Here is a 26021-nt window from a genome sequence, read left to right as displayed (position 1 = left end):
CCCGATGGGCCTCCCCTCTCCCGGATTGGCCCCTCATGGCGAACGAGATCACGTTCAGCATCACGACCACTCGCTTCGACGAGGACTATGCCCCGTCCGACAGCTCGCGCATCACCACGAACTTCGCCAACCTCGCGCGCGGCGAGCGCCGCCAGCAGAACCTCCGCAACGCCCTGGAGATGATCGACCGTCGCTTCAACGACCTCGCGGGCGGCGACGAGCGCTACACGGTCGAGCTCGACATCGTCTCGGTGCAGTTGCGATTCGCCGATGGCAACGATGAGGAGTTCCCGGTGCTCGAGGTGCTCGACGTCCACATCGTCGACCGGCTGACCGGCGAACGCCACCATGGGATCGTGGGAAACAACTTCTCCTCCTACCTCCGCGACTACGACTTCAGCGTCGTCCTGCCTGCGGCGAGCGCGGCCGCCGGCGGATTCTCCACTCCCGACGACTTCGGCGTGCTGCACGGCAAGCTCTTCCAGCATTTCCTCGAGTCCGAGGCGTACCAGGAGCGCTTCTCGACCCTGCCGGTGATCTGCATCAGCGTCTCGACCAGCAGGACCTATCACCGCAACGGCAACCACCACCCCGTGCTCGGCGCCGAGTACGTGCAGGACTCCTTCTCGCTCACCGACGAGTACTTCGGGAAGATGGGGCTGCAGGTCCGCTACTTCATGCCACGCGGCAGCGTCGCCCCCCTCGCCTTCTACTTCCGCGGCGACCTCCTGAGCGACTACTCCGATCTGCAGCTCATCGGCACGATCAGCACCATGGAGACCTTCCAGAAGATCTACCGGCCTGAGATCTACAATGCGAATGCGCCGGCCGAGAGCGTCTACCGTCCGAGCCTCGCCCACGACGACTATCAGCAGACGGAGATCACGTACGACCGCGAGGAGCGCAGCCAGCTCGCCGTCGTGCAGGGACGCTACGCCGATGAGCACTTCGTCACGCCGCACCGGACGGTGCTGGACCGGTGGGCTGCCGGGTATCCCGCTCCGTCCTCCCCCGCGTCCGCCTCCCCCGTTGCGGTCCGATGACCGGCCGCGGATCGTCGACCGTGCGAGAACTCCTCCCCACCTCGATCGTCGGAAGTCTGCCCAAGCCGGCGTGGCTCGCCCGGCCCGAAGTCCTCTGGTCGCCGTGGGAGCTGCAGGGCGATGCGCTCGCGGAGGGCAAGCATGACGCCCTGCGCGCCGCAGTGCACGAGCAGCGTCGACGCGGGATCGACATCATCAGCGACGGGGAGCAGACCCGTCAGCACTTCGTCACCACCTTCATCGAGCATCTCGACGGAGTCGACTTCGAGAATCGGGAGACGGTCCGCATCCGCGATCGCTATGACGCGAGCGTGCCGACCGTCGTCGGCGCAGTGAGCCGCCGCGCGCCCGTGTTCGTGGACGACGCGGCCTTTCTGCGCCAGCAGACCGACCAGCCGATCAAGTGGGCGCTGCCTGGCCCGATGACGATGATCGACACGCTGTCGGACCGCCACTACCGCAGCCGCGAGAAGCTGGCATGGGAGTTCGCGACGATCCTCAATCAGGAGGCGAAAGAGCTCGAGGCAGCCGGAGTCGACATCATCCAGTTCGACGAGCCCGCGTTCAACGTGTTCTTCGACGAGATGAAGGACTGGGGCGTCGCTGCTCTGGAGCGGGCAGCAGAAGGACTGCGTGCGGAGACCGCGGTCCACATCTGCTACGGCTACGGGATCAAGGCCAACAACGATTGGAAGGCGACCCTCGGAGCCGAGTGGAGGCAGTACGAGGAGTCGTTCCCCCTTCTGCAGCGATCCACCATCGACATCGTCTCGCTGGAGAGCCACCACTCCCACGTGCCGCTCGACCTCATCGAGCTGATCCGCGGCAAGAAGGTGATGCTCGGCGCGATCGACGTCGCGAGCGAGCAGATCGAGACTCCGGAAGAAGTCGCCGACACCCTGCGGCGCGCGCTCGAGTTCGTCGATGCGGACCTGCTCATCCCCAGCTCGAACTGCGGGATGGCGCCCCTACCGAGGCGCGTCGCTCTCGACAAGATGAGCGCCCTGTCAGCGGGAGCGCGAATCGTGCGCGACGAACTCGGCGGCACCGGCGCCTGACCGCGCTCGAGCAGCCGCGTCGTGTGACTCACGCCCTCACGAGGTAGCAGCGCTCCTCGCCGTAGTTCGTGAAACCCGCTCGCGCGAGGATCGGCGCGGAGGTCGCGGTGCGCCCCTTCGCCAACGCCGTGGTCGCTCCCCGTGCCGCGCTCTGGCGAAGCCGCTCCACGAGGACGGCACGGTAGGCTCCTCGTCCCCGTGCCTGCTCGATCGTCGCCGCTCCCCACAGGCGTGCGAAGCCGTCGACGATCGTGCAGCCGCCCGTGCTGACCGCCTCGCCGTCCGCGCCGAGACGGGCGAGAACACGCACCTGCGTGCCTGCGTCGTACGCCGATGTGATCTCGTCGAGTTCGATGCGCAGGCCTTCGTCATCGAGCGGCTGCTGCTTCCAGACCGGCACATTGATCGCGTCGACTTCGCGAACCTGCTCGAGCGTTCGCACGACCTCCGCCCTGGCTTCAGGCGGGACATCGCTCGCGGCGCTGTCGATCGTGGCGCTGTCGATCCGGCTCGCGAAGACGGCTACGGTGTCGATGTGCTCGGCTCCGCGCTTGCGGAGCTCGGCTTCGAGATCGGGGCGGTCGGACGCGTTGGTCCAGAACCGCAGCTCGCTCTCGTCCCACGCCCTCGTGCGGTCGATGGCGTGTTCTACGACGGTTGCGGCATCCGCATCCGAGTCGACCTGAGAGCCGCGCACTCCGCCACCGAATCGCGTCGGATACCGCACCAGCTGCAGATGGCTCCGCTGCTGCTCGCTGCCGCGGGGAAACCACACCCACGCGGCCGAGGCTCGCAGGACATCATCGATCGTGTGAGTCATCGCTCTCCTCTGCCGACGGCGACCTCAGCTCGCCGCTCCGACCAGACGCGCGAAGGCGCTCATCCGAGCGACCCCCTCGGGAGTGCGCGGAAGATCGTCGAGCAGGGCCGGTGAGTGGATGAGGTACGCCGCGACCTGCGCCCTCGAGATCGCCACATTCAACCGATTCTGCAGCAGGAGGAACTCGGGGCCTCGCGGAGCATCGCGTCCGCTGGACGCCGCGAGCGAGGTGATCGAGACCACCGCCTCCTTGCCCTGGAAGTTGTCGACCGTGCCGACCGGGACGTCGTGGAAGCCCGCCGCGGCGAGCGCATCGTGCACGGTCTGACGCTGGGCGTTGTACGGCGCGACGACGATGATGTCGTTCTGCGCCAGGGGGCGCGCCGTGGACTCTGCGTCATTGTCGGTGAACGTGCGTCCGACGAGACCGCGTACCAGCGCCACCACTTCGGCCGCCTCTTCCGGCGACTCTGTGGCGTTGCCTCGATGCCGCAGCGGGACGACGTGGAGCCCCGCGTCGACGCCGTCGATCGACCGCCTCTCGGTTCCGGGTGCCGAGGCGAGCTGGCCCGCGTACGCGAGCCTGGACACCGGGGCCGCGACGAACGGATGCATGCGCCACGATCTCGCGAGGAAGTAGCCGTGATCGGGCTTGATGACCGCGTCGCCGTCCATGACCCAGCCGAGCGCCGAGGTGTCGACCGGCTCGGGGTGCGCGCCCTGACTGACCTGAGGAAGCTGCTGCGGGTCTCCGAGGAGCAGCAGGTTCTTCGCTCCGGCCGCGACGGCGATCGTCGACGCGAGCGAGAACTGCCCTGCTTCGTCGACCACGAGGAGATCGAGCCCTCCGCGCTCGACGCGGGCGGTGTTGCTGAAGTCCCACGCTGTGCCGCCGACGACCGCACCGTGCTCGGCGTGCTCGGCGAGGAATGACGCCATGCCGTTCTTGGGTATGACGGTGTAGCCCGGCTCGACGGAGGGGTCTTTCGGAGCCTTGCCGACCTGACTCGCCGGCACGCCGTCGGCGACGACTCGTTCGAGGAGGTTCTCGATGATCGCGTGGGACTGCGCCACGACGCCGATCCGGAATCCGTGCTCCTTCACCAGCCGGGCGATCACCTGCGAGCCCGTGTAGGTCTTGCCGGTCCCCGGGGGGCCCTGCACGGCGAGGTAGCTGCGATCGAGATCGAGCACGCCTCGGACGATGGCGTCGATCACGTCGTCGCCCTGCTCGGGCAACGGACGACCGGACAGCGTGCGCGGAGGGATGCGACGAAGCACGTCGGTGGCCGCGTCACGCGGGAACCCAGGTGCGGCCGCGTGGACGGAGTCCGCCCACTCATCGATCGCGCCCTGCAGCGAGACGACGCGTGGCGGCGCAGCCGGAGTGAGAGCGAGGGGGAGCTCGTCCCAGGTCTGCCCCTGGATCGCCGTCTCGGTGATCAGGTAGCCGTCGTCGAGCACCTCGGTGATCGTGACGGTGTGAGGGACATGCACCGCTCGTGACGGTGCCTCGGTGTCGAAGGGAGCCGGAACCGGATACAGGGCGAACGGCTGCGCCCCGGCGCCCAGAGTGGTGCCCGGCGACACCTCGCCGCGGATCTCGATGTCGCGCGACATCACCCGTCGGCCCTCGCCGATGCTCCAGTCCCTCTGCACGCGCGATGAGGCGCGGTCGATGCGCACGACGTCACGCGTGCCGTCCCACATCGTGACGGGTTCGCGCAGTCGCTGGAAGTGCGAGACCCAGAAGCTCTTCGCCTCGCGCGGGAAGTAGTCGATCGCCGCGGCCGCGATGCGATGCACCTGACCGTCGTCGCCTGCGTCGACCGCGCGCTCCGCATCGGCGAGCAGTGACACAGAGCGCGGTGACGGCTCGTAGATCACCTCGTCCGCTTCATCCGGCGGCGCCGGATTCACGCCCTCAGCCCTCGCGATGTCGATCAGCCAGTTGCGGAGGCGCCGGGTGGAGACGCAGTCGTAGCGGTTGTAGTCGGCGAGGTCGGCGAACACGGCATCCGCTTCTTCCTGCTCCCCCGCCGCCGCGAGCTCTCGAGCCGCGACGTACTGCACGATCGAGTCATCGCCCTTCTGGACGTCGCTCGTGCGCACATCCGCGCCCATGTAGAGAGGCTCGAGCTTCTTGATGGAGTACGACCTCGTGCCGACCCGCACGGTCCGCAGCACGAGCGGATACAGGTCGACGAACACTCCTTCACGCAGCAGTCGATCGATCTCGCCCTCACGGACGCCGTGCCGCGCCGCCATGGCCACGAGGTGCGAGGTCTCATACGGGGCGTAGTGATAGATGTGCATGCCCGGATGAGCCGCGCGCCGCAGCTTCACGAAGTCGAGGAACCTCTCGAACGCCTCGCGTTCCGCCGCGAAATCGTGTGCCCAGAGCGCGGTGTACTGATCGGAGTTGTCGACCCATCCGAAGAGGTAGTCGATCCCCCAGTGAGCCTGACCGTCCGGCGCCGGCTCGGTGTAGAGAGGGTCACCCTCGAAGTCGAAGAAGATGTCTCCGTGGCTCGGCACCGGGAGCGTATGGATCGCGGCCGCGTAGTGCACGTCATAGGTCGGCGCACCGTCGGCATCCGCCTGGATCTGCAGTCGGGCCTGTGCCCTCAGAGTCTCGAACGCGTCGGTGTTCATGCCGTCAGGGGGCGTGGGCGCCTCTGCCAAGGCATCGATGGTCTCGATGCCGGCGGCTCTCAGTCGCGCACGCTGCACGGGCCGCATGCGGGCGACCATGAGGAGATCTCGGTGCGCGATCACCTGTTCCTCGCAGGTGGCGCAGCGCCCGCACGCCACGACCTCGAGATCGCCGCGGTCGTCGCCCCACGCCAGCGCGGCCCCGGCGGAACCGTCGTCGATGCGACGATCTGCGATGAGCGCGCGCAGACGCGCCCGTCGCACCTGGAACAACGGGAGGAGGTCGTCGACGGAGTGGGTGCTCACTGAGCCGTCGCCGAGGATGAGGTCGACCTCGTCGGATCGTGGGATGCCGAGCCGATCGAGCTGATCGACATATGCCGCGAGCTGCATGAGGGCCGTGACCCGCGCTTTTCGGGCGAGCTTCGAGTCCTGCACCCGCCAGCGACCGTCGTCGTCGCGCTTCAGGAAATCTGCGAATCCCACGAACTCGGGTGTAGCGAAAGCCGCCTGGAAGACGACGACAGCGTCGGAGCCGAGTGCCTGGACCGTCTCTTCGACCGCCGCCGCCAGGGCAACTGCGTCGACGGACGACACCTTCTCGACGAGATGCACCCGATCGGCGCCGAGATCATCGAGATAGCGCGCCAAGACGTTCCGCTCATGCACGTCTCCGAGCAGCGCCGCCCGCGCCAGCGTCGCGTCTTCGGGCTCGTCGATCGCGGGGACCCGCCCCAGCTTGGCGTCGATCGCACGGCACCACGCGAACTCGCATTCGGCGGCCGCCTTGAGGTCGCTCGCGCTCCAGATGACGCGCTGCGCCTGAATGTCGATCCGCACGATGCTCCCGTTCTGTCGGACACTTCGACACTAGCCGCGGCATCCGACACGGGATCACGATGGGCCGCTCAGCGCCACCAGGAGTCGTCGGGCGTGACCGGCAGGTTGCGCTTGTGCTGGGTGGCGAGATAGCGCGACTCGATGCGCCCGGCGACCTCCGGGTCGACCTGGCGCCCTTCGAGGAAGTCGTCGATCTGCTCGTAGGTGAGTCCGAGCTCGTCCTCATCGGCGCGACCGGGCTGACCGTCGAGCAGATCGGCGGTGGGCACCTTGTAGGCGAGCTGGTCGGGAGCGTCGAGGAGCAGGAGAAGCGAACGCCCCTGCCTCTTGGTGAGCCCGGAGAGCGGGAGGATGTCGGCGGCCCCGTCGCCGAACTTCGTGTAGAAGCCCGTCACGGCCTCAGCCGCGTGGTCGGTGCCGATCACGAGCAGACCGTCGTGGCCGGCCAGCGCGTACTGCGTCACCATGCGCACTCGCGCCTTGATGTTGCCGCGATTGAAGTCGCTGATGTCGCTCGTGACGGCGAACTCGATGTCCTCCTCGACGCCGTCGACGCCGTTCTGGATGTTCACCTCGACCGACGCATCCGGCTCGATGAACTCGAGTGCTGCCTGGGCATCCGCCGCGTCCTTCTGGATGCGGTACGGCAGCCGGACGGCGAGGAACTTCGCCTCCCCGCCCTCTGCTCGCACCCGCTCGACGGCGAGCTGCGCCAGACGACCGGCGAGTGTCGAGTCCTGACCGCCCGAGATGCCGAGCACGAAACCTTTCGCGCCGGTGGTGCGCAGGTAGTCGACGAGGAACTGCACGCGGCGCTCCACCTCGATCTCGGGGTCGATCTCGGCCCTCACGCCGAGCGCTTCAGAGATCTGCTGCTGCAGGGTCATGTGTTCCTCCGGTCTACCCGACGTCAGTATCCTCCTCCAGTGTTACATCGAGATGACGTGGATCGCACGCGCGTGACTCCGCGGCGGCCGATGCACCTGAGAGGATGGCGGAGTGAAACTTCTCGTCGCAGCCATGGCCTCCGAACTCGCAGCGTTCCCGGAGGAGCTCGAGGGATTCGACCAGCTCGTGACCGGCGAGGGCAAGATGCAGGCCGTCTACGCCCTGACCCGTGCGCTCGACGCCAAGGAGTACTCCGAGGTCGTGGTCGTCGGCACCGCCGGTGGGATCGACCCTGAACTCGAGGCGACGGTCCACGAGATCGGCAGCGCGCTGCAGCATGACGTGTTCGACCTCGACGGTGTCGCAGGGCAGCACGTGTCTCTGCCGGCGCGCGTGTCGACGGGCCGCGAGGGTGTGCTGATCGCGACCGGAGACAGCTTCGTCGGCGATGCGGGGATCACGGCCGTCATCCGGCCGTCCGGTGCGGGACTGGTCGACATGGAGACCTATGCGTACATCTGGGTCGCCGGGAAGTTCGGGGTGCCGATCCGTGCTTTCCGTGCGATCTCCGATCGAGCCGAGGACGGTGCGCTCGTCGACTTCCGCGAGGCGATCGCCCGCTGCAGCGTGCAGCTGCGCGAGGTGATCCGTCGGGAGTACGGCGTCTGAGACGGGCACCGCGTCGGTGCGGGGTCTCAGCGCGTCTCGATGACGCTCGGCCCGTTCGGCGTCGCGCGTACGGAGAGCTGCGCGGGGATCTGCTCCTGCATCGCTTCGACGTGGCTGATCACCCCGACGGTGCGACCGCCCTGTCGGAGCTCGTCGAGGGTGCGCATAGCGACGTCGAGCGTGTCGCCGTCGAGGGATCCGAACCCCTCGTCGATGAAGAGGGTGTCGAGACGGATGCCGCCGGCTCGCGCCGTGACCACCTCGGCGAGTCCGAGAGCGAGGGCGAGCGAACTCAGGAACGTCTCGCCGCCTGACAGGGACTGCGCTGGCCTCGTCTGGCCGGTGAATGCGTCGAACACGACGATCCCGAGCCCGGATGCCGCGCCGCGCGCGGCGAGCGCGTCGGAGTGACGCAGTTGGTAGCGCCCGGTCGACATGTCACCGAGGCGTCGATTGGCCGCCTCGACGATCTCCTCGAGCTCTGCGGCCAGCACGAACGTCTCGAGGGTCATCTTGCGCGTGTTCGCGCCGCGCCCGGCGATGGTGTCGGCCAGGTTCTGCAGGACTTCGTACTCGGCGGCGTCCTCCGCGGTGCGCGCGTGCTCGGCGGCGGCGGCCTCGATGAGTGCCGCGAGCTGCTCCGCCACGGCGGCAGCTCGCCCGGCTTCGTCGACCGCTGCCGACCAGCGCTGCCGAGCGGCGAGGGACCTCAGCTCGGCGGGATCGAGATCGATCGGCTCCTCGGGCAGCGTGCGCAGTTCGAGGTCGAGGAGGATCGCGCGCTCCTTCTCTCTGAGCACGGCATGCTGCGTGATCCGGCTCTCGAGCGCCGCCTGGGAAGCGGCGGAGCGCAGCGCCCGCTCGACAGCGGCCACGTCGGGAAACTCGGACGCGGCGAGTGCGGCGTCCCGCTCGAGCATCGCCGCGGTCGCCGCCTCTGCTCTGCGCTCACGTTCGGCCGACGCCTCGACCAGCGCGAGAGCAGCCTGAACTTCATCGAGCGTCGCAGCGAGCCGCGCTGCCACGGAGTCGAACGGTCCTTTCGCGTCGGCGATCGCCTGACGCGCCTCGGCCATGCGCTGAGCCACGAGCGAGTGCTCCTCGCGGGCTGCGGCCAGCGCGGCGGTGTCACGTTCGCGATCGATCTCGAGCCGCCGGATGCGTTCGATCAGGGCGTCGCGCCGCTGTTCGAGCCTCGTCCGCTCGTGCGAGGCCTCGACGCTCTCCGCGTGTGCGGCGGTCGCGTCGTGCAACTCTGTGGCCGCCTCATCGACTGCTCGGCCGCCGGCCCGGGTGACTGCGGCGGCGAGATCCGCACGCAGCGAGGACACGTGCTCGGCGGCGTCCCGCTCACGCCGGGCGATGATGTCGCGCTCGGTCTCGGCTTCGTCGACGTCGTCGGCGGACACCGGATCCGTGTGCACGGCGGGAGCGGGATGCTCGGGGGATCCGCACACCGGACATGCGTCGTCGTCCTGCAGGGAAGCCGCCAGCTCTCCCGCGATGCCGTCGAGGCGGCGCTGTCTGAGCTGAGCCAGCGCCGTCTGGGCCGCGGCGAGCGCGACGCTGGCCTCAGCGAGCTCGCGCTCCGCTCCGGCGTGCGCGACACGGAGGCGTTCCGCCTCGAGCGCGGCGGCATGCCGCACGGCGGCAGCATCTCGCGCTGCAGCCAGATCCGCGACGCGATCGGCACGCTGCCTCGCCGCGTCACGGTCGAGAGTGAGCTGTTCGAGCTGTCCCGGAAGAGCGACGCGATCGGCCTCCGCCGCCTCGATGCGCGCGGTCGCCGCCGCCACGGCATCCGCGGCTGCGGTGAGTTCGGCGTCGAGAGCGGACGCGGAACCCTCCAGTTCCGCCGCCCGCTGCCACGTGCCCGTCTGCCTGGTGCGTTCAGCCGCCCATTCCGCGAGATCGTCCGTGACGATGTCGTGAGCCGCCCACACGGCGCGTGCGCGCTTCTCGGCTTCGACCGAAGCATCGAGCGCAGAAGACGCCGTCGCCGCGGCCGTGATCGGGCCCCGAAGAAGCTCCGCAGTCCGAGCCTCGTGCAGTTCCGTCCGCGCGTCCGCGATCCGAGGCTCCTCGGCCTCGAGACGATCGAGCGCTGCCCTGGCACGATCGCGCTCGATCTGCGCCCTCTGCTCGTCTCGCAGCGTCGCGAGCGCCGCATCCGCGGCATCCGACTCCTTCTCGGCGTCGACACGCTCCGCCGCGCGACGCTCGGCGCGGTAGTCCGCTCGAGCCTGAGCGCGACGCAGACGGTCGAGACGCTCGTCCGTCGTCATCACGAGGGACTCCGCCTCACTCGAAGCGGTGTCGCCTCCCTGCGCGTCGCTGTCATGCCCGAGGTCGGCGTTGTCGACCAGTCGCTCGCCTTCGTCGAGGCGGGCTGACACGGTGGCGAGACGGGCTCCGAGCGACCGCTCCGCCGCCTTGCGTCGCTCGTCGAAACGTGTCTGCACGTCCTCGAACCGCTCGGTGCCGAACAGCCGCCGCAGCAGTGCCTGCCGCTCACGGCTGCCGGCGAGCAGGAACTCCGAGAAGCGGTTCTGCGCGAGCAGGATCACCTGCAGGAACTGCTCACGGCTGAGCTGCAGGATCTCGTCGAGTTCGTAGGCGGCCTCGCGCTCCTTCGCAGCGAGTCCGATCCACTCGCCGCCGACCAGCGTGTCGAGCTGCACGGCTGCCGACTGCACCGTCATCCCGCCGCCACGCTTCTTGGGCCGCTCGTACTCGGGCGAACGTGTGACCCGGTATCGGCCGGCCGGAGTGCTGAACTCGACGACGACCTCGGTGACGTCGTCGGGCTCGCAGTGGTCGCTGCGCAGTCGCTTCTCGCCGCCCTCGTACCGTGGCACCCCACCGTAGAGAGCGAAGCAGACCGCATCGAGGATGCTGGATTTGCCTGCTCCCGTGCGACCGGCGATCAGGAAGATGCCGTCGTCTGCGAAGGCGTCGAAGTCGACGACCTGACGATCGCGGAACGGCCCGAAGCCCTCGACCTCGAGGAGGTGCAGCTGCATCAGAGCGCCTCCTTCGCTGTCGGAGAGTCTTCGCGTCGAGCGGCCACCGGACTAGACGAGGGCTTCTGCACGAACGCGGTCATCGAGCACCTCGCGGATCAGCTCGGCCTCGCGCTCGGTCGCCCCGTGCCCTGAGCGGACGTGCTCGAGGAAGGCCTCGATCCGTTCAGGATCGGTCACGGCACCCTGCAATCTCTCGACGTACGACCGCTCGATCGTCTCCGAGGTCTGGGACGGCTGATGCTGCACCATCGCGCAGTGCGGATACCGCTCACGGAGTCGGCGCATCGGCTCTGTCTGGGCGAGCGCGTCGGTGTAGACCGCGCAGACCCAGTCCTCCGCGTGAGCGGCGACGTTCTCGGTCGACAGGATCTCCTCGAGGGTGCCCGTGAGCGTGACGAGACGGCGAGGCACGGGGAGCTCGAGCCACTCGACCGATGCCAGTCCGGTCGCGTCGAGCTCGACCAGCCAGGACCCGCGCGGCTTGTTCTGCTCGCCGAAGCTGTAATGCAGGGGGGCGCCCGAGTAGCGCACGCGCTCGCTGATCTGCTGGCGCCCGTGGATGTGACCGAGGGCGACGTAGTCGGGACCGTCGAACACGGTCAGCGGCACGACGTCGAGACCGCCCTGCCGGACCTCGCGCTCGAGGCCCACCGTGGCGTCGACCCCGGCGGAGAAGCAGTGGGCGATCGCGACGGACCGGCCGGGGTGTTCATTCATACCGACCCGTACGAGGTCCATGGCGTGCGCCAGCGTCTGCGCCTGCGTGCGCAGTTCGGCCCCGTTCCAGTGCTGTCGGACGATGGCGGGCTCGAGGTAGGGGATGCCGAAGAAGTGCACGGGGCCGTCGGCGTCTGTCAGTGTCACCGGAGTGCCGATCGCGAGGGGGTCGGTCAGCACATGGATGCCGTCACGCAGCAGTCGCGCCTGGAACCCCAGCCGCGCGGCGGAGTCGTGGTTGCCGCTCGTGACGATCACACGGGCCCCCGTCTCGTGCAGCGCCACGAGAGCGTCACCGAGAAGCGTGTACGCGGGGCCGGCGGGGGTCGCCGAGTCGAACACGTCGCCGGCGACGATGACGACGTCGACCGCGTGGTCGCGAACCTGCGCCGTGAGCGCCCCGAGCACCTCGGCCAGCGCGTCCATGGTCGAGTTGCCATGGAAGGTGCGGCCGATGTGCCAGTCGGAGGTGTGCAGGATTCGCATACTCACACGCTACGAACCCCCACCGACATTCGGTCCGAGGCGTGCCGTGGCGCCCGTTCCCCGCATCGAGATCTCCGCGATCCGGCCGAGAGAGGACGCCACGACGACGTCAGTGCGCAGCGACGGCCAGTCCCGGCTGCGCCGGCATCAGCTCGTCCTTCGTGCCCCGCACCATCACCGCGGCGATCACCGCGGCGACGAGCATGAGGATCGACGCGACGATGAAGACCCAGCCGTAAGCGTCGGTCAGCTGCCCGGGGTCGAGATCCGCCTGGGCGTGCCCTCCGACCGACGCGGCGTACACGGCTGTGAACACCGACAGGCCGATCGATCCGCCGATCTGCATGGCCGAGTTGGCGACTGCCGACGCGATGCCCGCGTCGTGCGGAGCCACTCCGGTGAGAGCGAGGTTCTGCAGCGGGATGAAGACGAAGCCCATGCCGACGCCGAGCAGCACGAGCGCCGGGGCGATCTGCACCAGGTAGGCGCCGTCCGGGGTGATGCCCGACAACAGGAACAGACCCGCCGCGGCGATGAGTGGTCCGACGATCATCATCGGCCGCGGTCCGATCACTCCGAGCAGCTTGGTCGCGATCGGGGCGATGATCATCGTGGCGATCGGCAGCGGCAGGGTCGCCGCGCCCGCCTGAAGCGCGCCCATCCCGAGCACGAACTGCAGGTGGAAGGTCAGGTAGAGCGTCGCGCCGATCATGATCGCTCCGGCCACGCCCTGGATCAGGAACGCACCACCCCTGACCCGGTCCGCGACGACCCGCAGCGGAAGGAGCGGCTGGGCCACGCGGCTCTCGACCCAGACGAACGCGGCGAGCAGCACGACTCCGAGCACGAGGAAGGTGATGGTCAGCGGGTCGCCCCAGCCGTTCTCGGCGAGGCTGAACCCGTAGACGAGGGAGCCGAGACCGAGGGTCACGGTGATCGCGCCCCAGACGTCGTAGCGGTTGTCGCCGTCCGCCTTGCTCTCCGTCAGGAAGAGCGCTCCGCCGATCAGTCCGATCGCGACGAAGAACAGGTTGACGAGCAGGCACCAGCGCCAATCGGTGAACTCCGTGAGGAATCCGCCCAGGAGCAGACCGACGGCCGCTCCTGTTCCTGCGACCGTCCCGAAGACGGCGAACGCCGTGTTGCGCTCCTTCCCGGAGGGGAAGGTCACGGTGAGGAGAGCGAGGGCGGCGGGAGCGAGGAGCGCGGCGAAGACCCCCTGGAGGCCGCGCGCGAGGATCAGCTCCCAGCCGGACTGCGCGAGGCCGCCGAACAGGGACGCCGCGCCGAAGCCCACCATCCCGATCATGAAGGTGCGCTTGCGACCGAGGTAGTCGGCGATGCGTCCTCCGAGCAGAAGCAGCGCGCCGAAGGCGAGGGCGTAGGCCGTGACCACCCACTGACGCTGGCCGTCGCTCAGACCGAGCGATGCCTGCGCCTGCGGCAGGGCGATGCTGACGATGGTGCCGTCGAGGACGACGATCAGCTGCGTGAGGGAGATGACGACGAGCGCCCACCACCGTGTCTGGGGGCGGGCGCGCAGGGACGATGACATGGAAGAACCTCCGGTGTCGGGGACGATGCCGGAGGTTTCGAGCCTCGGACCAGCGCGCGTCAGCGCCTGACCACCTCAGCCGACGGGGCTGAGCAGAGCATCCATATTACCGGAGGAATGACGCCGCGTAACACAGCGTCACACGTCGATGCGTCAGCGCGAGCGCAGCAGAGACGCGTGCTCGGGATGCGCCTGGAACCAGTCGGCGACATACCAGCACACGGCGTCGACCTTGCGATCTCCGCGCTCCTCGATCTCGGCGACCGCTCCCTCCACGACGACGCCCGCGTAGCCGTGGCCGCGGAAAGTCGGGATGGTGAAGGCTCGCGTCAGGGCGATCGTGTTCCCGTCGTCGCGATAGTCGAGCACGCTGACGAGCTGCCCGTCGCGCGTCAGCGTGTACCGCGAGGCGTCCTTCTCATCAGTGAGGATGAAGCCGGCAGCGAGGGTCGAAGTGGTCACCTTCTCCACGTTACGCCTCGCTCCCCGGCCGGCGGCCGTTTTGACACGCGCGGACTTCTTCCGACATAATCCCCCCATGACTACCAACGCAAGCCCTTTGTCCGCCCAGGAGGCGAACAGGACTGCCGGGATGATGATGCCCGGTCGCGTTGGCATGTGTTGCCGAATGTGTCGCTGAACGAACAGCCACTCCGTCTGACCTGACTTCTCGCGATCTGCGAGGACTGGTCTCCGAGCACCCACCCCGTGCTCGCTTCCCGGCTCGCCCGGTCATTCATGCAACGCATCAGAGCCTTCTTCCGGCTCACGTCCTGAGGACTACATCATCATGTCGAACATCGCACTTCTCGAGCGTCCCGCCGCCACCGCCGTCCGCGCCGTGTCGTCGGAGCCCGCCGCACCGCTCGATGCAGATCTTCCCGCCGTCCGCTCGCCGCGAGGATTCGCCCTCTACGTCGGTCTCGACGAGATCAAGGCGGCCGAAGCCGGCGTCAGCCTCCCGCTCCTGGTCGACGCCCTGCGCCGCACCCTCGCCGAGCTCGCACCGGGTGCCGAGACGCACGCCACCGTCGCCCTGGCCCCGCACGGCTCCGGCGGCCGCGACCTCGACGTCGTCCGTCTCGCACTGCACGAGCCGGGTGCGATCGCACGCACCAAGGCCGCTGCCGAAGAGGAGGCGACCGACGAAGAAGGCGGCGTCGTGGTCGACATCTCGCGCAAGCGCGTGCTGATCGACGGCGAGTCCGCGGCGTTCACCTACAAGGAGTTCGAGCTGCTGCAGTACCTCGTGCTCCGTGAAGGACGGACGATCGAGCGCAGCGAGCTGGTCTCCGCGCTCTGGCAGGCGCAGGACGACGAGACTCCCGGCGAGCGCACGATCGACGTGCACGTGCGGCGTCTGCGCGCGAAGCTCGGCCGCTACGAGGACATCGTCCGCACCGTGCGCGGCATCGGCTACCGCTTCGACCGGCACGCCGACGTCGTCATCCGCTACGGCCACGGAACGCCCTCGCCCGACCGCTTCTGATCCGAGTGTCAGCCCCGCCACGTATGGTGGGCGCATGACCCTGACCGCGGATGCCGGAGCCGCCGATGCGGCCTCCCGCGGCACGCCGCGCGAGACCGTGTATCGGCCGGCCGCACCCGTCGATCTTCGCGCGACGGTGGGCATGCTGCGACGGGGGCCCGGCGACCCGACCATGGTGTTCGACGGCCCGGTGATCTGGCGCACGCTGCGAACGCCGCTCGGTCCTGCCGCACTCGCGCTGCGCGCCCGCGGCGCCGAGATCATCGCCACGGCGTGGGGCGACGGAGCGGAGCACGCGCTCGACAGCGTCCCGGAGCTGTGCGGCGCGAACGACGACCCCACCGGCTTCGATCCCTCCCATCATCCGCTGATCGCCGACGTCGCACGCCGGTCGGTCGGCATCCGCCTGGCTCGCACGGGCGTCGTGTTCGACGCTCTCGCGTGCGCGATCATCGAGCAGAAGGTGACCGGCCTCGAGGCGTTCCGCGCATGGAGACAGCTCGTCACGAAGTTCGGCGAGCGCGCACCCGGTCCCACCCCGAGGCCGATGTACACCGCCCCCACCGCCGCGCAGTGGCGCCGCATCCCGTCGTGGGACTGGCACCGGGTCGCGGTGCAGCCGCCGCAGTCGAAGACCGTCGTGCGAGCCGCCGAGCGCGCTGAGAGCGTCTCGCGCGCACTTCTGGCCGCCCCCACCGGCGAGGAGCGCGATCGCGTGCTGACGAGCTTGCCGGGCATCGGCATCTGGACCTCGGCCGAGACGCGCATCAGAGCCCTCGGCGATCCTGACGCCGTGAGCGTCGGGGACTACCACCTGGCTCATCAGGTCGGCTATGCCCTCACGGGCCACCGCACGGATGACGACGGGATGCTCGAGCTGCTCGCCCCGTGGGCCGGCCACCGGCAGCGAGTGATCCGCCTCATCTTCGCGAGCAGGGTGAGCGAACCCCGTCGTGGGCCGCGGCTCTCCCCCGAGGATCATCGGAGTCGCTGACCCTGCCGCACGGCGCGGATCGCCCCTAGGCTGAGGCCATGTCCCGCAACGCACTCCGCTTCTCCGTCACGGCAGGGCTGCTCATCGTCGGTGTCGTGATCGGCCTGATCTTCCAGAACGTCTGGCTCGGCATCCTGCTCGCCGCGATCGTCTGGCTCGGCTGGTTCATCGGCTACGAGTCCCGGCGCGGCCACAACACCGGCGTCAACGACGAGGACCACGGCGTCGAGCTCTGAGCGTCAGTAGTAGACCGCCAACGGACCGGACGGCCCCTCGACCACCCGCACGGGCGTATCGAACACCCGGGTGAGCACGTCGCCGGTCATGATCTCGGCGGGCGACCCGAACTCGATGACGGCTCCGTCCTTCATGGCGCAGATGTGGTCGGCGTAGTGCCCCGCGAAGTTGATGTCATGCAGCACGATGACGATCGTGCGCCCCAGCTCCTCCGACGCCCGGCGCAGGTGCTTCATCATCTGCACGGCGTGCTTCATGTCGAGGTTGTTGAGTGGCTCGTCGAGCAGAACGAACTCGGTGTCCTGCGCCAGGACCATGGCGACGTAGGCTCGCTGTCGCTGGCCGCCGGAGAGCTCGTCCAGGTATCGACCTTCGAGGTCCCCGAGATCGAGGAAGTCGATCGCTCTGCTGATGAGCTCCTCGTCGGCGCGCGTCGGCCGGCCCTTCGAATGCGGGAAGCGCCCGAAGCCCACTAGCTGGCGCACGGTGAGACGGGTGACGAAGTGGTTCTCCTGCCGCAGCACCGAGACGATCTTGGCGAGATCCTTCGACTTCGTGGTCGCCACGTCGTATCCGGCGATCTCGATCGCTCCGGCGTCCATGCCGCCGAGCCGGCCGATCATCGTCAGCAGAGTCGACTTTCCCGCGCCGTTCGGACCGATCAGTGCCGTGATGCCGCCGGAGGGGATCCGGAGGTCCACAGGGCCGATCGCGACCTGGTCGCTGTAGTCGCGGCGGACGCCGTCGAGTGTGATCACAGCCTGCCCTTTCTGAGGATGACGACGAGGAACACGGTTCCTCCGACGAGTTCGATGAGGATCGACACCATGCCCTGCGCGTAGAAGACGTTCTTCATGACGAAGTACGCCCCGGCGAGGATCGTGAAGGCGGTGAGCACCGCCACCGGGAAGATGAGCCGGTGGTCGTATGTATCGGCGAACTGGTACGCGAGGGTCGCGACGAGGAAGCCGAGGAACGTCATCGGGCCCACCAGCGCGGTGGAGGTCGCCATCAGCACGGCGACGAGGAAGAGCACGGCGTAGAGCTCGCGCTTGTGGTCGAGTCCGAGCGAGCGCGACACGTCGGGTCCGAGCGCGAGGAGATTCAGCCGCCGCGCCCGCAGCCACAGCAGCGCGGACGCGGCGATGCACAGCGGGATCGCGAGCGGCAGGTAGGACGCGTCCGCGTTGGAGACGTTGCCGAAGAGGCGAGCCGCCAGCACGTCGAACTCGCTCGGTGTGAGCAGCCGCTGCATGAAGGTCGATATCGCCCCGAGTCCGCCGCCGATGATGATCCCGATCAGGAGCATGATCTGGAGGTTTCCGTAGCGCCCCGACAGCAGCCATCCGTAGAGCGCCATCGCGAGCCCCACCATGATGACGACCTGCAGGCCGAACTGCCAGACACCCTGGATCGCGACGAGCCCCGCGACGCCGAACAGGTAGACCGTAGTCGTCTGCACCACCCGATAGAGCGATTCGAACCCCATGATCGACGGCGTGATGATGCGGTTGTTCGTGACCGTCTGAAAGCTCACGGTCGCGATCGCCTGCGCCACCGCGACCACTGCCATCACGGTCACATTCGTCACGCGGAGCTTCGCGATGCGCCAGAACCCAGGCGATCCGATCGGCATGGGGTTGTCCCAGGCGAGCAGGGCGAAGGCGAAGGCCGCGGAGAGGACGACGAGGACGCCCAGCACCAGGGCGTAGCGACGGCGCGCATGCGCGGACGTGAAGGATCCGGAGGTGCGGGCATCGACCGCGAGTGCGCTAGCCACGACGACGCTGCCTCAGCAGGAGGATGATGAAGACGATCGCGCCGACGATCCCGAGGATCAGCGAGACCGGGACCTCGAACGGCATGATGATCGTGCGGCCGATGATGTCGCAGACCGTGACGATCGCGATGCCCAGCAGACACACCCACGGCAGGTTGCTGCGCAGGTCGTCTCCTCGGACCATCGAGACGATGTTGGGCACGATCAGTCCGAGGAACGGGAGGTTGCCGACGACGACCGTGACGACTCCGGTGATGACGGCGATCAGCACGGTCCCGAGCAGGATCACGCGGTTGTAGTCCACGCCGACGTTGGTGGCGATCTCCTCCCCCAGTCCGGCGATCGTGAGGCGGTCCGCCACGATGAAGACGACGACCCCGACGACCGCCACGATCCAGAGCATCTCGTACTGCCCGCGGAGCACCGAGGTGAAGCTGCCGGCGAACCAGACGCCGATCGCCTGGAGCGAGTCGGTGACGAGCGCGAAGTACGTCGACACCGATCCGACGACGGCGCCGAGCATGATCCCGACGATCGGGACGATGAGCGACGACCGGAGAGAGACGCGGCGCAGGAATGCGAAGAAGACCATCGTGCCGATGAAGGCGGCGATGATGGCGCCCGTCATCCTCAACGGGATCGACGGGTTCGGCACCAGCACCATGACGGTCAGCAGACCGAGCCCTGCCCACTCGGTCGTGCCGGTGGTCGTGGGTTCGACGAAGCGGTTCTGGGTGAGGAGCTGCATCACGAGCCCGGCCATCGCCATGGCGGCTCCCGCGAGGACGAGAGCGATCGTGCGCGGCACGCGGGTGATCTGGAACATCTCCGCGCCGTCCGCGGCCCCCGCGATGTCGTATACGCCCGTGAAGAGCGACACGACGAGGAGTGCGACGACGACGAGGATGCCGACGAGCAGCTTCACGTCGAAGAGCCGCCCGACGGAACGGGGCGACTCGATGGATGCGGTGCGGGTGTGGGTGCGGGTCATCATGCGACGCCGGACGGCGGCATCCGCGCGGAGCGGATGCCGCCGGTCGGCCCTACTTCTGCGCGGCCTCGAGCGCGTCGGCGAGGTCCTCGAGGAACGTGGTGTACGTCTGGATGCCCTCGTTCAGGTAGGTGTCCGTGGGCATGTAGACGATCTGCTCGTCAGCGACGGCAGTGACGCCGGCGAGCGCCTCCGAGCTCTCGAGGATCTCGGACGCCTGCACGTAGTCGGGGGTCTCGGCGGCGAAGACCGCATCGCGGTCGAGCACGAGAAGCCAGTCGGGGTTGGAGGAGGCGATCGCCTCGACGGAGATGTCGTCGCCCTGGTGGTCGTCGGAGGCGTCATCGACCTCGAGCGCCGGCATCAGACCGAGGATGTCGTAGATCGGTCCGAGCGAGCGCCCGACGGTCGGCGCGAGGTACCCGATCTCGCCGCCGGAGGTGTTCACCGCCATGACGGTGTCGGCGTCGTCGTATGCGGCCTTGGCCCGCTCGACGGCCGCGTCGAAATCGTCGACGAGCGCCTGCGCCTCGTCCTGCTTGCCGAAGATCTCGCCGAGGACGGTGGTCTGACGCTTGAGCTCCTCGTCGAAGGGCTCGCCCTCGCGCGGCTCGAGGTCGATGATCGTGGCGTCCGGCACGAGCTCCGCGATCGCCTCGTTGTGCTGGGTGAATCGCTGGCCGCTGATGATGAGGTCGGGTTCGACGGCGACGATCGCCTCGAGGTCGGGCTCGCTGTGCAGGCCGATGTCGACGATCGACTCGTCGTCGAGGTACGACACGGTGTCCGGCATGAGCGCGACAGCGCCGGCCGAGAGCTCGACTCCCCAGTCGGAGAGGGTCTGGAACGTGCGGTTGTCCAGTGCGACGACGGATGCAGGGGGCGTGGCGATCTCGTGCGATCCGCTGTTGTCCTCGACGGTGACCGAGTCCGCTGCGGCTGCGGTCCCCTCCGGCTCGGCGTCGGAGCCGGAGGCGCAGCCGGCGAGGGTGAGGAGGCCGACGAGACCGACGCTCGTAGCGGTGAGGATTCTGGGCATGGACATGGAGAGACTCCTGTTCTGCGGTGATGAGTGCGCGGAAACGGCGCGGGAACGGCGGACTTAGGATGCCCTAACTCCACCTCCAAGATAGGTTAGCCTTACTTTATGAGCGATACGAAATCCCGCTTCTCCATCGAGCGCCGCGGCCTCGATCTGCGCTTCCGCACCGTCACGCTGACCGCCCGGGAATGGCTGGCCCCTGGCTACGTGCGTGTCCGGCTCAGTGGCAGTGACCTCGAGGGCTTCGACTCTCCCGGCTCCGACGACCACATGCGCCTCTTCTTCCCGTCCGGTCCCGTGGAGTCCCTCGAGCAGATGCGGGAGGCGCCGAGTCGCGAGTACACACCTCTCGCCTGGGGCGACGACTGGCTCGACGTCGAGTTCGCGGTGCACGGCGACGCAGGGGTCGGCGCCCCGTGGGCCGCGACCGCTCCGCTGGGTGCATCGATCGGAGTCGGTGGCCCCCGCGGTTCGGCCGTGCTCAGCGGCAGCCCCGGATCCTGGCTTCTCGTCGGAGACGAGACCGCCATCCCGGCGATCCGACGCTTCGCCTCGTCGATACCCGCCGGGGTGCCCGCCCGCATCGTGATCGAGACGGCCTCCGTCGGCCGGGAGATCGAGATCGACACCCCGGTCGACGTGGAATGGCTGCACCGTGGCGACGCCGCCGAAGGCTCCGCCCTCATCGCATTCCTCAACCGCCTGACCGCCGACGATTCGGTCGGCGACGACCCGTTCGTGTTCATCGCCGCCGAGCAGTCGGTCGTGAAGCCCGGGCGCGCGCTGCTCAGCCGGTGGGGCGTCGACTCCGCGAACGCGGTGGTCAAGGGCTATTGGAAGCGGGGCGAAGCCGAGTACCACGCTCCGCACTAGTGCGATCCGGGCGCCGACTGGAAGACTGGACGCATGGCTCTTCTGGATCACCTGGGCATCACCGTCAACGAGCTGGAGCGCGGTCGCGCGCAGTTCCATCCCGTGCTGACGGCCCTCGGCTATCAGAGCGGCGGCGAGGACGACCACTCGATCTCGTGGCACAACGGCGACGAGACCGAGATCATCCTGTACGCCTGGGATGAGGAATCCGGGCCCCATCGTCACGGCCGCGTGGGATGGCAGCACATCGCTTTCTCGGTGTCGACGCGAGACGAGGTCGACCGCCTTCACGCCGTCGCGCGCGATGCGGGATGGTCGGCCGTGCGCGAGCCCAAGGAATATCCGCGATACACGGAGCGCTACTACGCATCGTTCGTGGAGGATGCCGACGGCATCCGGATCGAGTTCATGCACAACCCGCCGCGCGAGTCCCAGTGACGCGCGCGCTCTGCGCCGGGTGAGCCCGGCCCTCCTGCACACCGAGGCCGGAACACGAGTTCCTCCCACTGTTCGGGATGGCGGTATACAGCGACGCCTGTTCCGATTCCTCGTCTGGAACGATGCGAGGATGACACGGTGCACCTCATGAACGACGCTCAGATCTGGACCATGATCGGGTGCTTCACCGCGCTCATGTTCGGCATGCTCACGGTCGTCTCGACGTTGTTCATCCGCGTGGTGCGCACCGAGATCGGCGGGCTGCGCGGGGAGATGAACGCACAGATCGGCGGACTCCGGGGCGAGATGAACGCCCGCTTCGATGCCGTGAACACGCGGATAGACGGACTCGACCGCGACATGCAGGCCGTCGTCAAGCGCTCATTCGGCCTCGACCGCGACTGACGACTGACACCGGCAGCCGGCCGCCCGCAGCTCAGACCACGGGTGCGGCGACGGCCTCGGCATCCGTGCGGTCGGTGAAGGCCTCTTTCGGAACGAAGACGAGGATCGCGGCGGCGATCAGCGCGGTCACACCGCAGACCACCCACACGGTGATGTACCCGGCGAATGATCCCGCAGTGCCTTCGACCGCCCCGCTCACGCCGTTGAGGAGCGCGATCCCGAAGATGCACGAGGCGATCGCTCCGCCCACGGTCTTGACCGAGTTCGTGAGGCCTGTCGCGACGCCCGTCTGGGTCGCCGGAGCCGCCGATGCCGCAGCCGCGGGAAGGGCGGCCACGAGAGCACCCGAGCCGAGGCCGACGATGACCATGTTGGTCACCACCTGCACGTACGAATCGTGGAACGGGAGGAACAGCAGGAAGCCGATGCCCACGAGCAGGGATGCGCCCATCAGGGTGATCCGCGGAGTCAGCAGACGAGCGATGAGCGGGAACAGCAGGGCTCCCGCGATCATCGCGATCAGGTAGAGCCCGATGATCAGGGACGTCGCGAAACCCGTGGTTCCGAGCCCGTAGCCGTAGACACCGGGGTCGGTGCGGGCGAACGTCGACAGCGGCGCCTGTGCACCCAGCACGCTCACCCCGAACAGGCCGGCGGTGAGGAAGACCGGGCCGAGTGCCGGCGAGCGGAACATGCGCACGTCGATGAGCGGGTCGTCGCAGCGCAGTTCCCAGAGCACGAACGGGATGACGAGCAGAAGGCCGAGGACGACGACGGCCCAGGACCAGGGGTTGACGAGTCCGCCCTCGAGACGGAGCAGGCTGAGACCCCCGGTGAAGCAGATCAGGGCGAGCGAGATCAGCACGACGCCGACAGTGTCGAAGACACCGCCGGTCGGATCAGGAGACTCCTTCACCCCGAACAGGATCACGAAGAAGCACACGACGATGAGCACGGCGGGGATGAGCAGCACCACCGTCAGGGGCAGGACATCGATCAGGGCTCCGCCCACGAGCGCACCGATGATCGCGCCGCCTTCGAGCGCCGCGACGAGGAGTCCCGCGGCCTTCGCCGTGATCGACGAACGCCCCTCCATGCGACGGGAGCGCGACCAGATGAGCGCGATCTCGAGCGGCAGCCAGACGACGTAGAACCCCATCAGCGTCCAGCCGACCAGGAACACGGGGAACGAATCGGTGAAGGGCAGGACGAGCGCCGCCGCGGCGGTGAGCGCCGTCGAGATGAGCAGCATCCGCTTGTGGCCGACCATGTCGCCGAGCTTCGCGAAAGCGGGCACCACCAGAGCCGACAGCATGAGCTGCGTGCCCTCGAGCCAATTGACATCGGCGTCGTGGATGCCGAGGTGCCGCGCGATGTCCGTGAGCATGGGCGTGTAGTAGCCCTGCAGCACGCCGCTGGTGAACTCGACGAAGGCGAGGAAGCCGACGACGGTGGCGAGGGTTCCCAGAGTTCGGGTGCGCGTCATCGCGGCTCCTCGGTGAAAGGACTGGATCGGGCACCGAAGCGCCCGCGGAGGGGTGAGATCACCCTAGCCGCTCGAGGAGCGCCCGATGGAACCGCTCCCCCCGCTCGAGCGCGACGATCTCGACGTTCTCATCGACGCCGTGGATCGACGCCCGCTGTGCGTTCGACATCTCGAGCGGCGCGAAGCGGTAGACGGCGGGGGCGAAACGGTGGAAGTGGCGGGAGTCCGTCGCCGCCATCATCACGTACGGGACCGCGGGGACTCCCGGGTGAGAGACGGCGAGAGCGTCGGCGAGCAGCGTGAACTGGGCGTTGTCGGTCGCGGACTCGGGCGACGGCTCGCTCGCCTCCTCGACGGATACGGTGATGAGCGGATCCCGGATGCGCCGGCGCACCCGCAGCACCGTCTGCTGCGTCGTCTCACCCAGCGCGATGCGCAGGTTGACCGTCGCCGAGGCCTGCGACGGCAGGACGTTCGCGGCAGTGCCGCCCGACTGCATGGTCGGAGCCACCGTTGTGCGCACGAGTGCTGCAGGCTCGCCGCCGAGCGCGGCGAACAGCCGACCGGTGACCAGCGGGGCGGAGCCGAGCAGCCTGAGCAGATGCCCTGCCGGACCGGGAGTCTGAGCTCCGAGCTGCGACAGCATCCGTCCGATCGCTTTCGACGGACGCGGTCGGAACGTGCGGGGGCCGAGCCGATCGACGGCCCTCGCCACGCGCCGGACCGCTGTGAGAGCGGGCGGTGCCGAGGCGTGACCACCCTCACCACGCGCCGAGAGCGTGAGCGTCATGACGCCCTTCTCCCCCACGCCGATCATCGCCGCCCGTCCCGGAACGAAGGGCAGCGGCGCATCCACGACGGCGCCGCCCTCGTCCACCACGAGCCACGGGATGATGCCGCGATCGCGCAGGACGCGGGCGATCTCCTCGGCTGCTCGACCGAAGGTCTCCTCATTGCCCCCGAACGACAGGTAGACGTCCCGTGCGGGGGTGAACCCGTCGGCGAGCAGGTTCTCGACCGCCTCGAGCACGACGATCAGCGGACCCTTGTCATCGAGAGCACCACGACCGTAGACGACTCCGTCGGCGATGACGCCCTCGAACGGGGGATGCGTCCATGCGTCGCTCTCGTCGACGGGGACGACGTCATAATGCGCCATCAGCACGACCGGCCCCGCAGCGCCGGCGTCCCTGCCCGTCCAGTGGAAGAGCAGCCCGAAATCGGTGTGCCGTTCGAGTGCGAGATGCTCGTGGACGAGCGGGTAGAGCTGCGCGATCAGGGCGACGAACGACTCGAACGGCTCGGTTCCGCGCTCCTCGACCTCGGCCGACACGGTCGGCAGCTGGATCATCTGCGAAAGCCGTTCGGCGATTCCCGGTCGAGGTTCCGTCACGTCGGCCATCGTATCGCCGGGGCGATTCCCGCCGGCTCGCCGCACTCCGGTCGACGTCCGTCCTGCTCGGCGCCGGCGCCGCGAGACAATGGAGGGATGAGCCTGTTCGCCCTGGCACCCAAGCGCGGTCCGCGCTGGCATCTCGCCACCCAAGCGGCGCTGGGCATCGCGGTGCCGATAGCGGTCATGACCGTGCTCGGCGAGCCGTCGCTCGGCTACGTCGCGGCCTCGGGCGCATTCACGGTCCTCTTCGCCGGGACGGCACCGGTGATCGATCGGGCGAGGATCCTGCCGTTCGTCGCCGCGGGCCTCATCGTCAGCGCCGCTCTCGGAGTGGCTGTCTCCGCCAACGCCTGGCTCGTGAGCATCGGCGTCGTGGTGGTCGCGGTCGTCAGCGCTGCCCTGGCGTTCGGGTTCCGGCTCGGCCCGCCCGGACCGCTCTTCTTCGTGCTGGTGTTCGGCCTGTCGGCGCACGTCGTGGCGAGCTCGCCCCTGGCACCGCTGGCCTATCTCGGGGCACTCGCGGCCGGCTGCGTGTTCTCCTATCTGGTCGCGATGGCGCCGCTTCTGCGTCCTCGAGCGCGCTCGATCTCCGCTCGGCCGCTGAGCGAGCTGCTCCCGGGCCCCGCATTCACCCCCGATTCGCGCATGCTCGTGATCCGGGTCGCGATCGTCGCCGTCATCGGCGTTCTGCTGGGACTGGTGATCGACCCCACCCGGACATACTGGATCGTGGGGTCGGCGGTGGCGGTGATCGGCGTGGCCGCCGCCCGTCGCGCCGCCGTCCAGCGCGGACTCCATCGCATGCTCGGAACCGTGGTCGGGGCCGGCGTGTACGCGCTGCTCGCGCTGCTGCATCCGTCGGGGCTGTGGCTCGCTCTGCTGCTGGGCGCGCTGCAGTTCACGATCGAGCTCGTCGTCGTCAGGCACTACGCTCTCGCGCTCGTCTTCATCACCCCTCTGGTGCTTCTGCTGACGGGCGCAGCGACGGGCGAGATCGGTTCGATGGACGTCGCCGGGGAGAGGATCGTCGACACCCTCGTCGGAGCTGCTCTGGGTGCGATCTCCGGCTTGCTGCATCCGCGCGCGACCACGTCTTCCGTGTGACTCTCTCGACGTCTGCCGTCGCACGCGCC

Annotated in this window: 23 protein-coding genes; 10 read left to right on the top strand and 13 right to left on the bottom strand. The window is 68.6% G+C overall.

The features are described from left to right. The first annotated feature begins 35 nt into the window (after positions 1 to 35). Both BMW26_RS03490 and BMW26_RS03485 read left to right on the top strand, forming a co-directional pair. Positions 36 to 1043 carry a putative oxygenase MesX gene (locus BMW26_RS03490; protein ID WP_056277081.1) on the top strand — a complete coding sequence of 336 codons (1008 nt, stop codon included), beginning with the start codon at positions 36 to 38 and terminating at the stop codon, positions 1041 to 1043. 20 nt (positions 1044 to 1063) lie between these two features. Continuing rightward, positions 1064 to 2101, top strand: coding sequence for a methionine synthase (locus BMW26_RS03485; protein WP_157557399.1), 1038 nt, complete (start codon positions 1064 to 1066; stop codon positions 2099 to 2101). 28 nt (positions 2102 to 2129) lie between these two features. On the opposite strand, the gene BMW26_RS03480 is transcribed toward BMW26_RS03485, so the two are convergent. The 3 genes from BMW26_RS03480 to nadE form a co-directional block, all read right to left on the bottom strand. Then, positions 2130 to 2921 carry a hypothetical protein gene (locus BMW26_RS03480; RefSeq protein ID WP_072590788.1) on the bottom strand — a complete coding sequence of 264 codons (792 nt, stop codon included), beginning with the start codon at positions 2919 to 2921 and terminating at the stop codon, positions 2130 to 2132. A 24-nt stretch (positions 2922 to 2945) separates the two neighbouring features. Beyond that, entirely contained in the window at positions 2946 to 6416 is a 3471-nt protein-coding gene (locus BMW26_RS03475; RefSeq protein WP_083569276.1) for a TM0106 family RecB-like putative nuclease, read from the bottom strand. 68 nt (positions 6417 to 6484) lie between these two features. After that, on the bottom strand, positions 6485 to 7303 hold the full coding sequence (gene nadE / locus BMW26_RS03470; RefSeq protein WP_053098839.1) for an ammonia-dependent NAD(+) synthetase: 819 nt from the start codon (positions 7301 to 7303) through the stop codon (positions 6485 to 6487). Positions 7304 to 7415: 112 nt separating this feature from the next. Here nadE and BMW26_RS03465 point away from each other — a divergent pair, with 112 nt between their 5' ends. After that, positions 7416 to 7973: a phosphorylase family protein gene (locus BMW26_RS03465; RefSeq protein ID WP_072590787.1), complete on the top strand. Its 558-nt coding sequence runs from the start codon at positions 7416 to 7418 to the stop codon at positions 7971 to 7973. Between the two features lie 26 nt (positions 7974 to 7999). Here BMW26_RS03465 and BMW26_RS03460 read toward each other — a convergent pair whose 3' ends face one another. The 4 genes from BMW26_RS03460 to BMW26_RS03445 form a co-directional block, all read right to left on the bottom strand. After that, the gene (locus BMW26_RS03460) at positions 8000 to 10996 is read right to left on the bottom strand and encodes an AAA family ATPase (RefSeq protein WP_072590786.1); all 2997 of its coding nucleotides are present in this window, start codon (positions 10994 to 10996) and stop codon (positions 8000 to 8002) included. Between the two features lie 51 nt (positions 10997 to 11047). Continuing rightward, the gene (locus BMW26_RS03455; RefSeq protein ID WP_053098836.1) at positions 11048 to 12202 is read right to left on the bottom strand and encodes an exonuclease SbcCD subunit D; all 1155 of its coding nucleotides are present in this window, start codon (positions 12200 to 12202) and stop codon (positions 11048 to 11050) included. A 109-nt stretch (positions 12203 to 12311) separates the two neighbouring features. Continuing rightward, positions 12312 to 13757 carry an MFS transporter gene (locus BMW26_RS03450; RefSeq protein ID WP_053098835.1) on the bottom strand — a complete coding sequence of 482 codons (1446 nt, stop codon included), beginning with the start codon at positions 13755 to 13757 and terminating at the stop codon, positions 12312 to 12314. Between the two features lie 153 nt (positions 13758 to 13910). Continuing rightward, a complete protein-coding gene (locus tag BMW26_RS03445) occupies positions 13911 to 14219 on the bottom strand; it encodes a GNAT family N-acetyltransferase (RefSeq protein WP_053099389.1) in 309 nt (102 codons plus the stop codon). 328 nt (positions 14220 to 14547) lie between these two features. Between BMW26_RS03445 and BMW26_RS03440 the strand changes: the two genes are divergently transcribed. From BMW26_RS03440 to BMW26_RS03430, 3 genes are read left to right on the top strand one after another with little or no spacing between them, the layout of a single operon-like run. Then, entirely contained in the window at positions 14548 to 15246 is a 699-nt protein-coding gene (locus BMW26_RS03440) for a winged helix-turn-helix domain-containing protein (protein ID WP_072590785.1), read from the top strand. 34 nt (positions 15247 to 15280) lie between these two features. Then, positions 15281 to 16240 (top strand): DNA-3-methyladenine glycosylase family protein, encoded by a 960-nt coding sequence (locus tag BMW26_RS03435; protein ID WP_072590784.1) that lies wholly within the window; start codon positions 15281 to 15283, stop codon positions 16238 to 16240. A gap of 38 nt (positions 16241 to 16278) precedes the next feature. Then, positions 16279 to 16476, top strand: coding sequence for a hypothetical protein (locus BMW26_RS03430; RefSeq protein WP_053098832.1), 198 nt, complete (start codon positions 16279 to 16281; stop codon positions 16474 to 16476). A 3-nt stretch (positions 16477 to 16479) separates the two neighbouring features. Here BMW26_RS03430 and BMW26_RS03425 read toward each other — a convergent pair whose 3' ends face one another. The 4 genes from BMW26_RS03425 to BMW26_RS03410 are packed head-to-tail and all read right to left on the bottom strand — an operon-like array spanning position 16480 to position 20293. Next, the gene (locus tag BMW26_RS03425) at positions 16480 to 17235 is read right to left on the bottom strand and encodes an iron ABC transporter ATP-binding protein (RefSeq protein WP_072590783.1); all 756 of its coding nucleotides are present in this window, start codon (positions 17233 to 17235) and stop codon (positions 16480 to 16482) included. After that, positions 17232 to 18257 (bottom strand): iron chelate uptake ABC transporter family permease subunit, encoded by a 1026-nt coding sequence (locus BMW26_RS03420; RefSeq protein ID WP_072590782.1) that lies wholly within the window; start codon positions 18255 to 18257, stop codon positions 17232 to 17234. The genes BMW26_RS03425 and BMW26_RS03420 overlap by 4 nt, the downstream gene beginning before the upstream one ends. Then, positions 18250 to 19248, bottom strand: a complete 999-nt coding sequence (locus BMW26_RS03415) for an iron chelate uptake ABC transporter family permease subunit (protein WP_072592218.1) — start codon at positions 19246 to 19248, stop codon at positions 18250 to 18252. Before BMW26_RS03415 ends, BMW26_RS03420 begins: the two co-directional genes overlap by 8 nt. A gap of 52 nt (positions 19249 to 19300) precedes the next feature. Beyond that, positions 19301 to 20293 carry a siderophore ABC transporter substrate-binding protein gene (locus BMW26_RS03410; protein WP_072590781.1) on the bottom strand — a complete coding sequence of 331 codons (993 nt, stop codon included), beginning with the start codon at positions 20291 to 20293 and terminating at the stop codon, positions 19301 to 19303. Between the two features lie 102 nt (positions 20294 to 20395). On the opposite strand from BMW26_RS03410, the gene BMW26_RS03405 reads away from it, so the two are divergent. The 3 genes from BMW26_RS03405 (at position 20396) to BMW26_RS03395 (ending at position 22006) form a co-directional block, all read left to right on the top strand. Further along, entirely contained in the window at positions 20396 to 21163 is a 768-nt protein-coding gene (locus tag BMW26_RS03405) for a siderophore-interacting protein (RefSeq protein WP_072590780.1), read from the top strand. A gap of 33 nt (positions 21164 to 21196) precedes the next feature. Next, positions 21197 to 21601 carry a VOC family protein gene (locus BMW26_RS03400; RefSeq protein WP_072590779.1) on the top strand — a complete coding sequence of 135 codons (405 nt, stop codon included), beginning with the start codon at positions 21197 to 21199 and terminating at the stop codon, positions 21599 to 21601. 147 nt (positions 21602 to 21748) lie between these two features. Then, positions 21749 to 22006 (top strand): hypothetical protein, encoded by a 258-nt coding sequence (locus BMW26_RS03395; protein ID WP_072592217.1) that lies wholly within the window; start codon positions 21749 to 21751, stop codon positions 22004 to 22006. 31 nt (positions 22007 to 22037) lie between these two features. Here the strand turns inward: BMW26_RS03395 and BMW26_RS03390 are convergent, their stop codons facing one another. Further along, positions 22038 to 23492 carry an MFS transporter gene (locus tag BMW26_RS03390; RefSeq protein ID WP_072590778.1) on the bottom strand — a complete coding sequence of 485 codons (1455 nt, stop codon included), beginning with the start codon at positions 23490 to 23492 and terminating at the stop codon, positions 22038 to 22040. Between the two features lie 58 nt (positions 23493 to 23550). After that, positions 23551 to 24894, bottom strand: a complete 1344-nt coding sequence (locus tag BMW26_RS03385) for a M20/M25/M40 family metallo-hydrolase (protein ID WP_072590777.1) — start codon at positions 24892 to 24894, stop codon at positions 23551 to 23553. Between the two features lie 87 nt (positions 24895 to 24981). Here BMW26_RS03385 and BMW26_RS03380 point away from each other — a divergent pair, with 87 nt between their 5' ends. Next, a complete protein-coding gene (locus tag BMW26_RS03380) occupies positions 24982 to 25992 on the top strand; it encodes an FUSC family protein (RefSeq protein ID WP_072590776.1) in 1011 nt (336 codons plus the stop codon). Positions 25993 to 26021 lie beyond the last annotated feature (29 nt).

The organism is Microbacterium sp. 1.5R, from assembly GCF_001889265.1.
In the GTDB taxonomy this organism is placed as follows: domain Bacteria; phylum Actinomycetota; class Actinomycetes; order Actinomycetales; family Microbacteriaceae; genus Microbacterium.
Note: the sequence above shows the minus strand (reverse complement) of the source record. Positions and strands in the feature narration are given on the sequence as shown.

What these genes read in the sequence shown, in the direction of transcription:
- BMW26_RS03395 (WP_072592217.1), top strand. Translation starts at nt 21,749, where the DNA reads ATGAACGACGCTCAGATCTGGACCATGATCGGGTGCTTCACCGCGCTC.
- BMW26_RS03405 (WP_072590780.1), top strand. Translation starts at nt 20,396, where the DNA reads ATGAGCGATACGAAATCCCGCTTCTCCATCGAGCGCCGCGGCCTCGAT.
- BMW26_RS03400 (WP_072590779.1), top strand. Translation starts at nt 21,197, where the DNA reads ATGGCTCTTCTGGATCACCTGGGCATCACCGTCAACGAGCTGGAGCGC.
- BMW26_RS03380 (WP_072590776.1), top strand. Translation starts at nt 24,982, where the DNA reads ATGAGCCTGTTCGCCCTGGCACCCAAGCGCGGTCCGCGCTGGCATCTC.
- BMW26_RS03480 (WP_072590788.1), bottom strand. Translation starts at nt 2,921, where the DNA reads ATGACTCACACGATCGATGATGTCCTGCGAGCCTCGGCCGCGTGGGTG.
- BMW26_RS03490 (WP_056277081.1), top strand. Translation starts at nt 36, where the DNA reads ATGGCGAACGAGATCACGTTCAGCATCACGACCACTCGCTTCGACGAG.
- BMW26_RS03430 (WP_053098832.1), top strand. Translation starts at nt 16,279, where the DNA reads ATGTCCCGCAACGCACTCCGCTTCTCCGTCACGGCAGGGCTGCTCATC.
- BMW26_RS03455 (WP_053098836.1), bottom strand. Translation starts at nt 12,202, where the DNA reads ATGCGAATCCTGCACACCTCCGACTGGCACATCGGCCGCACCTTCCAT.
- BMW26_RS03415 (WP_072592218.1), bottom strand. Translation starts at nt 19,248, where the DNA reads ATGACCCGCACCCACACCCGCACCGCATCCATCGAGTCGCCCCGTTCC.
- BMW26_RS03435 (WP_072590784.1), top strand. Translation starts at nt 15,281, where the DNA reads ATGACCCTGACCGCGGATGCCGGAGCCGCCGATGCGGCCTCCCGCGGC.
- BMW26_RS03390 (WP_072590778.1), bottom strand. Translation starts at nt 23,492, where the DNA reads ATGACGCGCACCCGAACTCTGGGAACCCTCGCCACCGTCGTCGGCTTC.
- nadE (WP_053098839.1), bottom strand. Translation starts at nt 7,303, where the DNA reads ATGACCCTGCAGCAGCAGATCTCTGAAGCGCTCGGCGTGAGGGCCGAG.
- BMW26_RS03460 (WP_072590786.1), bottom strand. Translation starts at nt 10,996, where the DNA reads ATGCAGCTGCACCTCCTCGAGGTCGAGGGCTTCGGGCCGTTCCGCGAT.
- BMW26_RS03385 (WP_072590777.1), bottom strand. Translation starts at nt 24,894, where the DNA reads ATGGCCGACGTGACGGAACCTCGACCGGGAATCGCCGAACGGCTTTCG.
- BMW26_RS03440 (WP_072590785.1), top strand. Translation starts at nt 14,548, where the DNA reads ATGTCGAACATCGCACTTCTCGAGCGTCCCGCCGCCACCGCCGTCCGC.
- BMW26_RS03410 (WP_072590781.1), bottom strand. Translation starts at nt 20,293, where the DNA reads ATGTCCATGCCCAGAATCCTCACCGCTACGAGCGTCGGTCTCGTCGGC.
- BMW26_RS03450 (WP_053098835.1), bottom strand. Translation starts at nt 13,757, where the DNA reads ATGTCATCGTCCCTGCGCGCCCGCCCCCAGACACGGTGGTGGGCGCTC.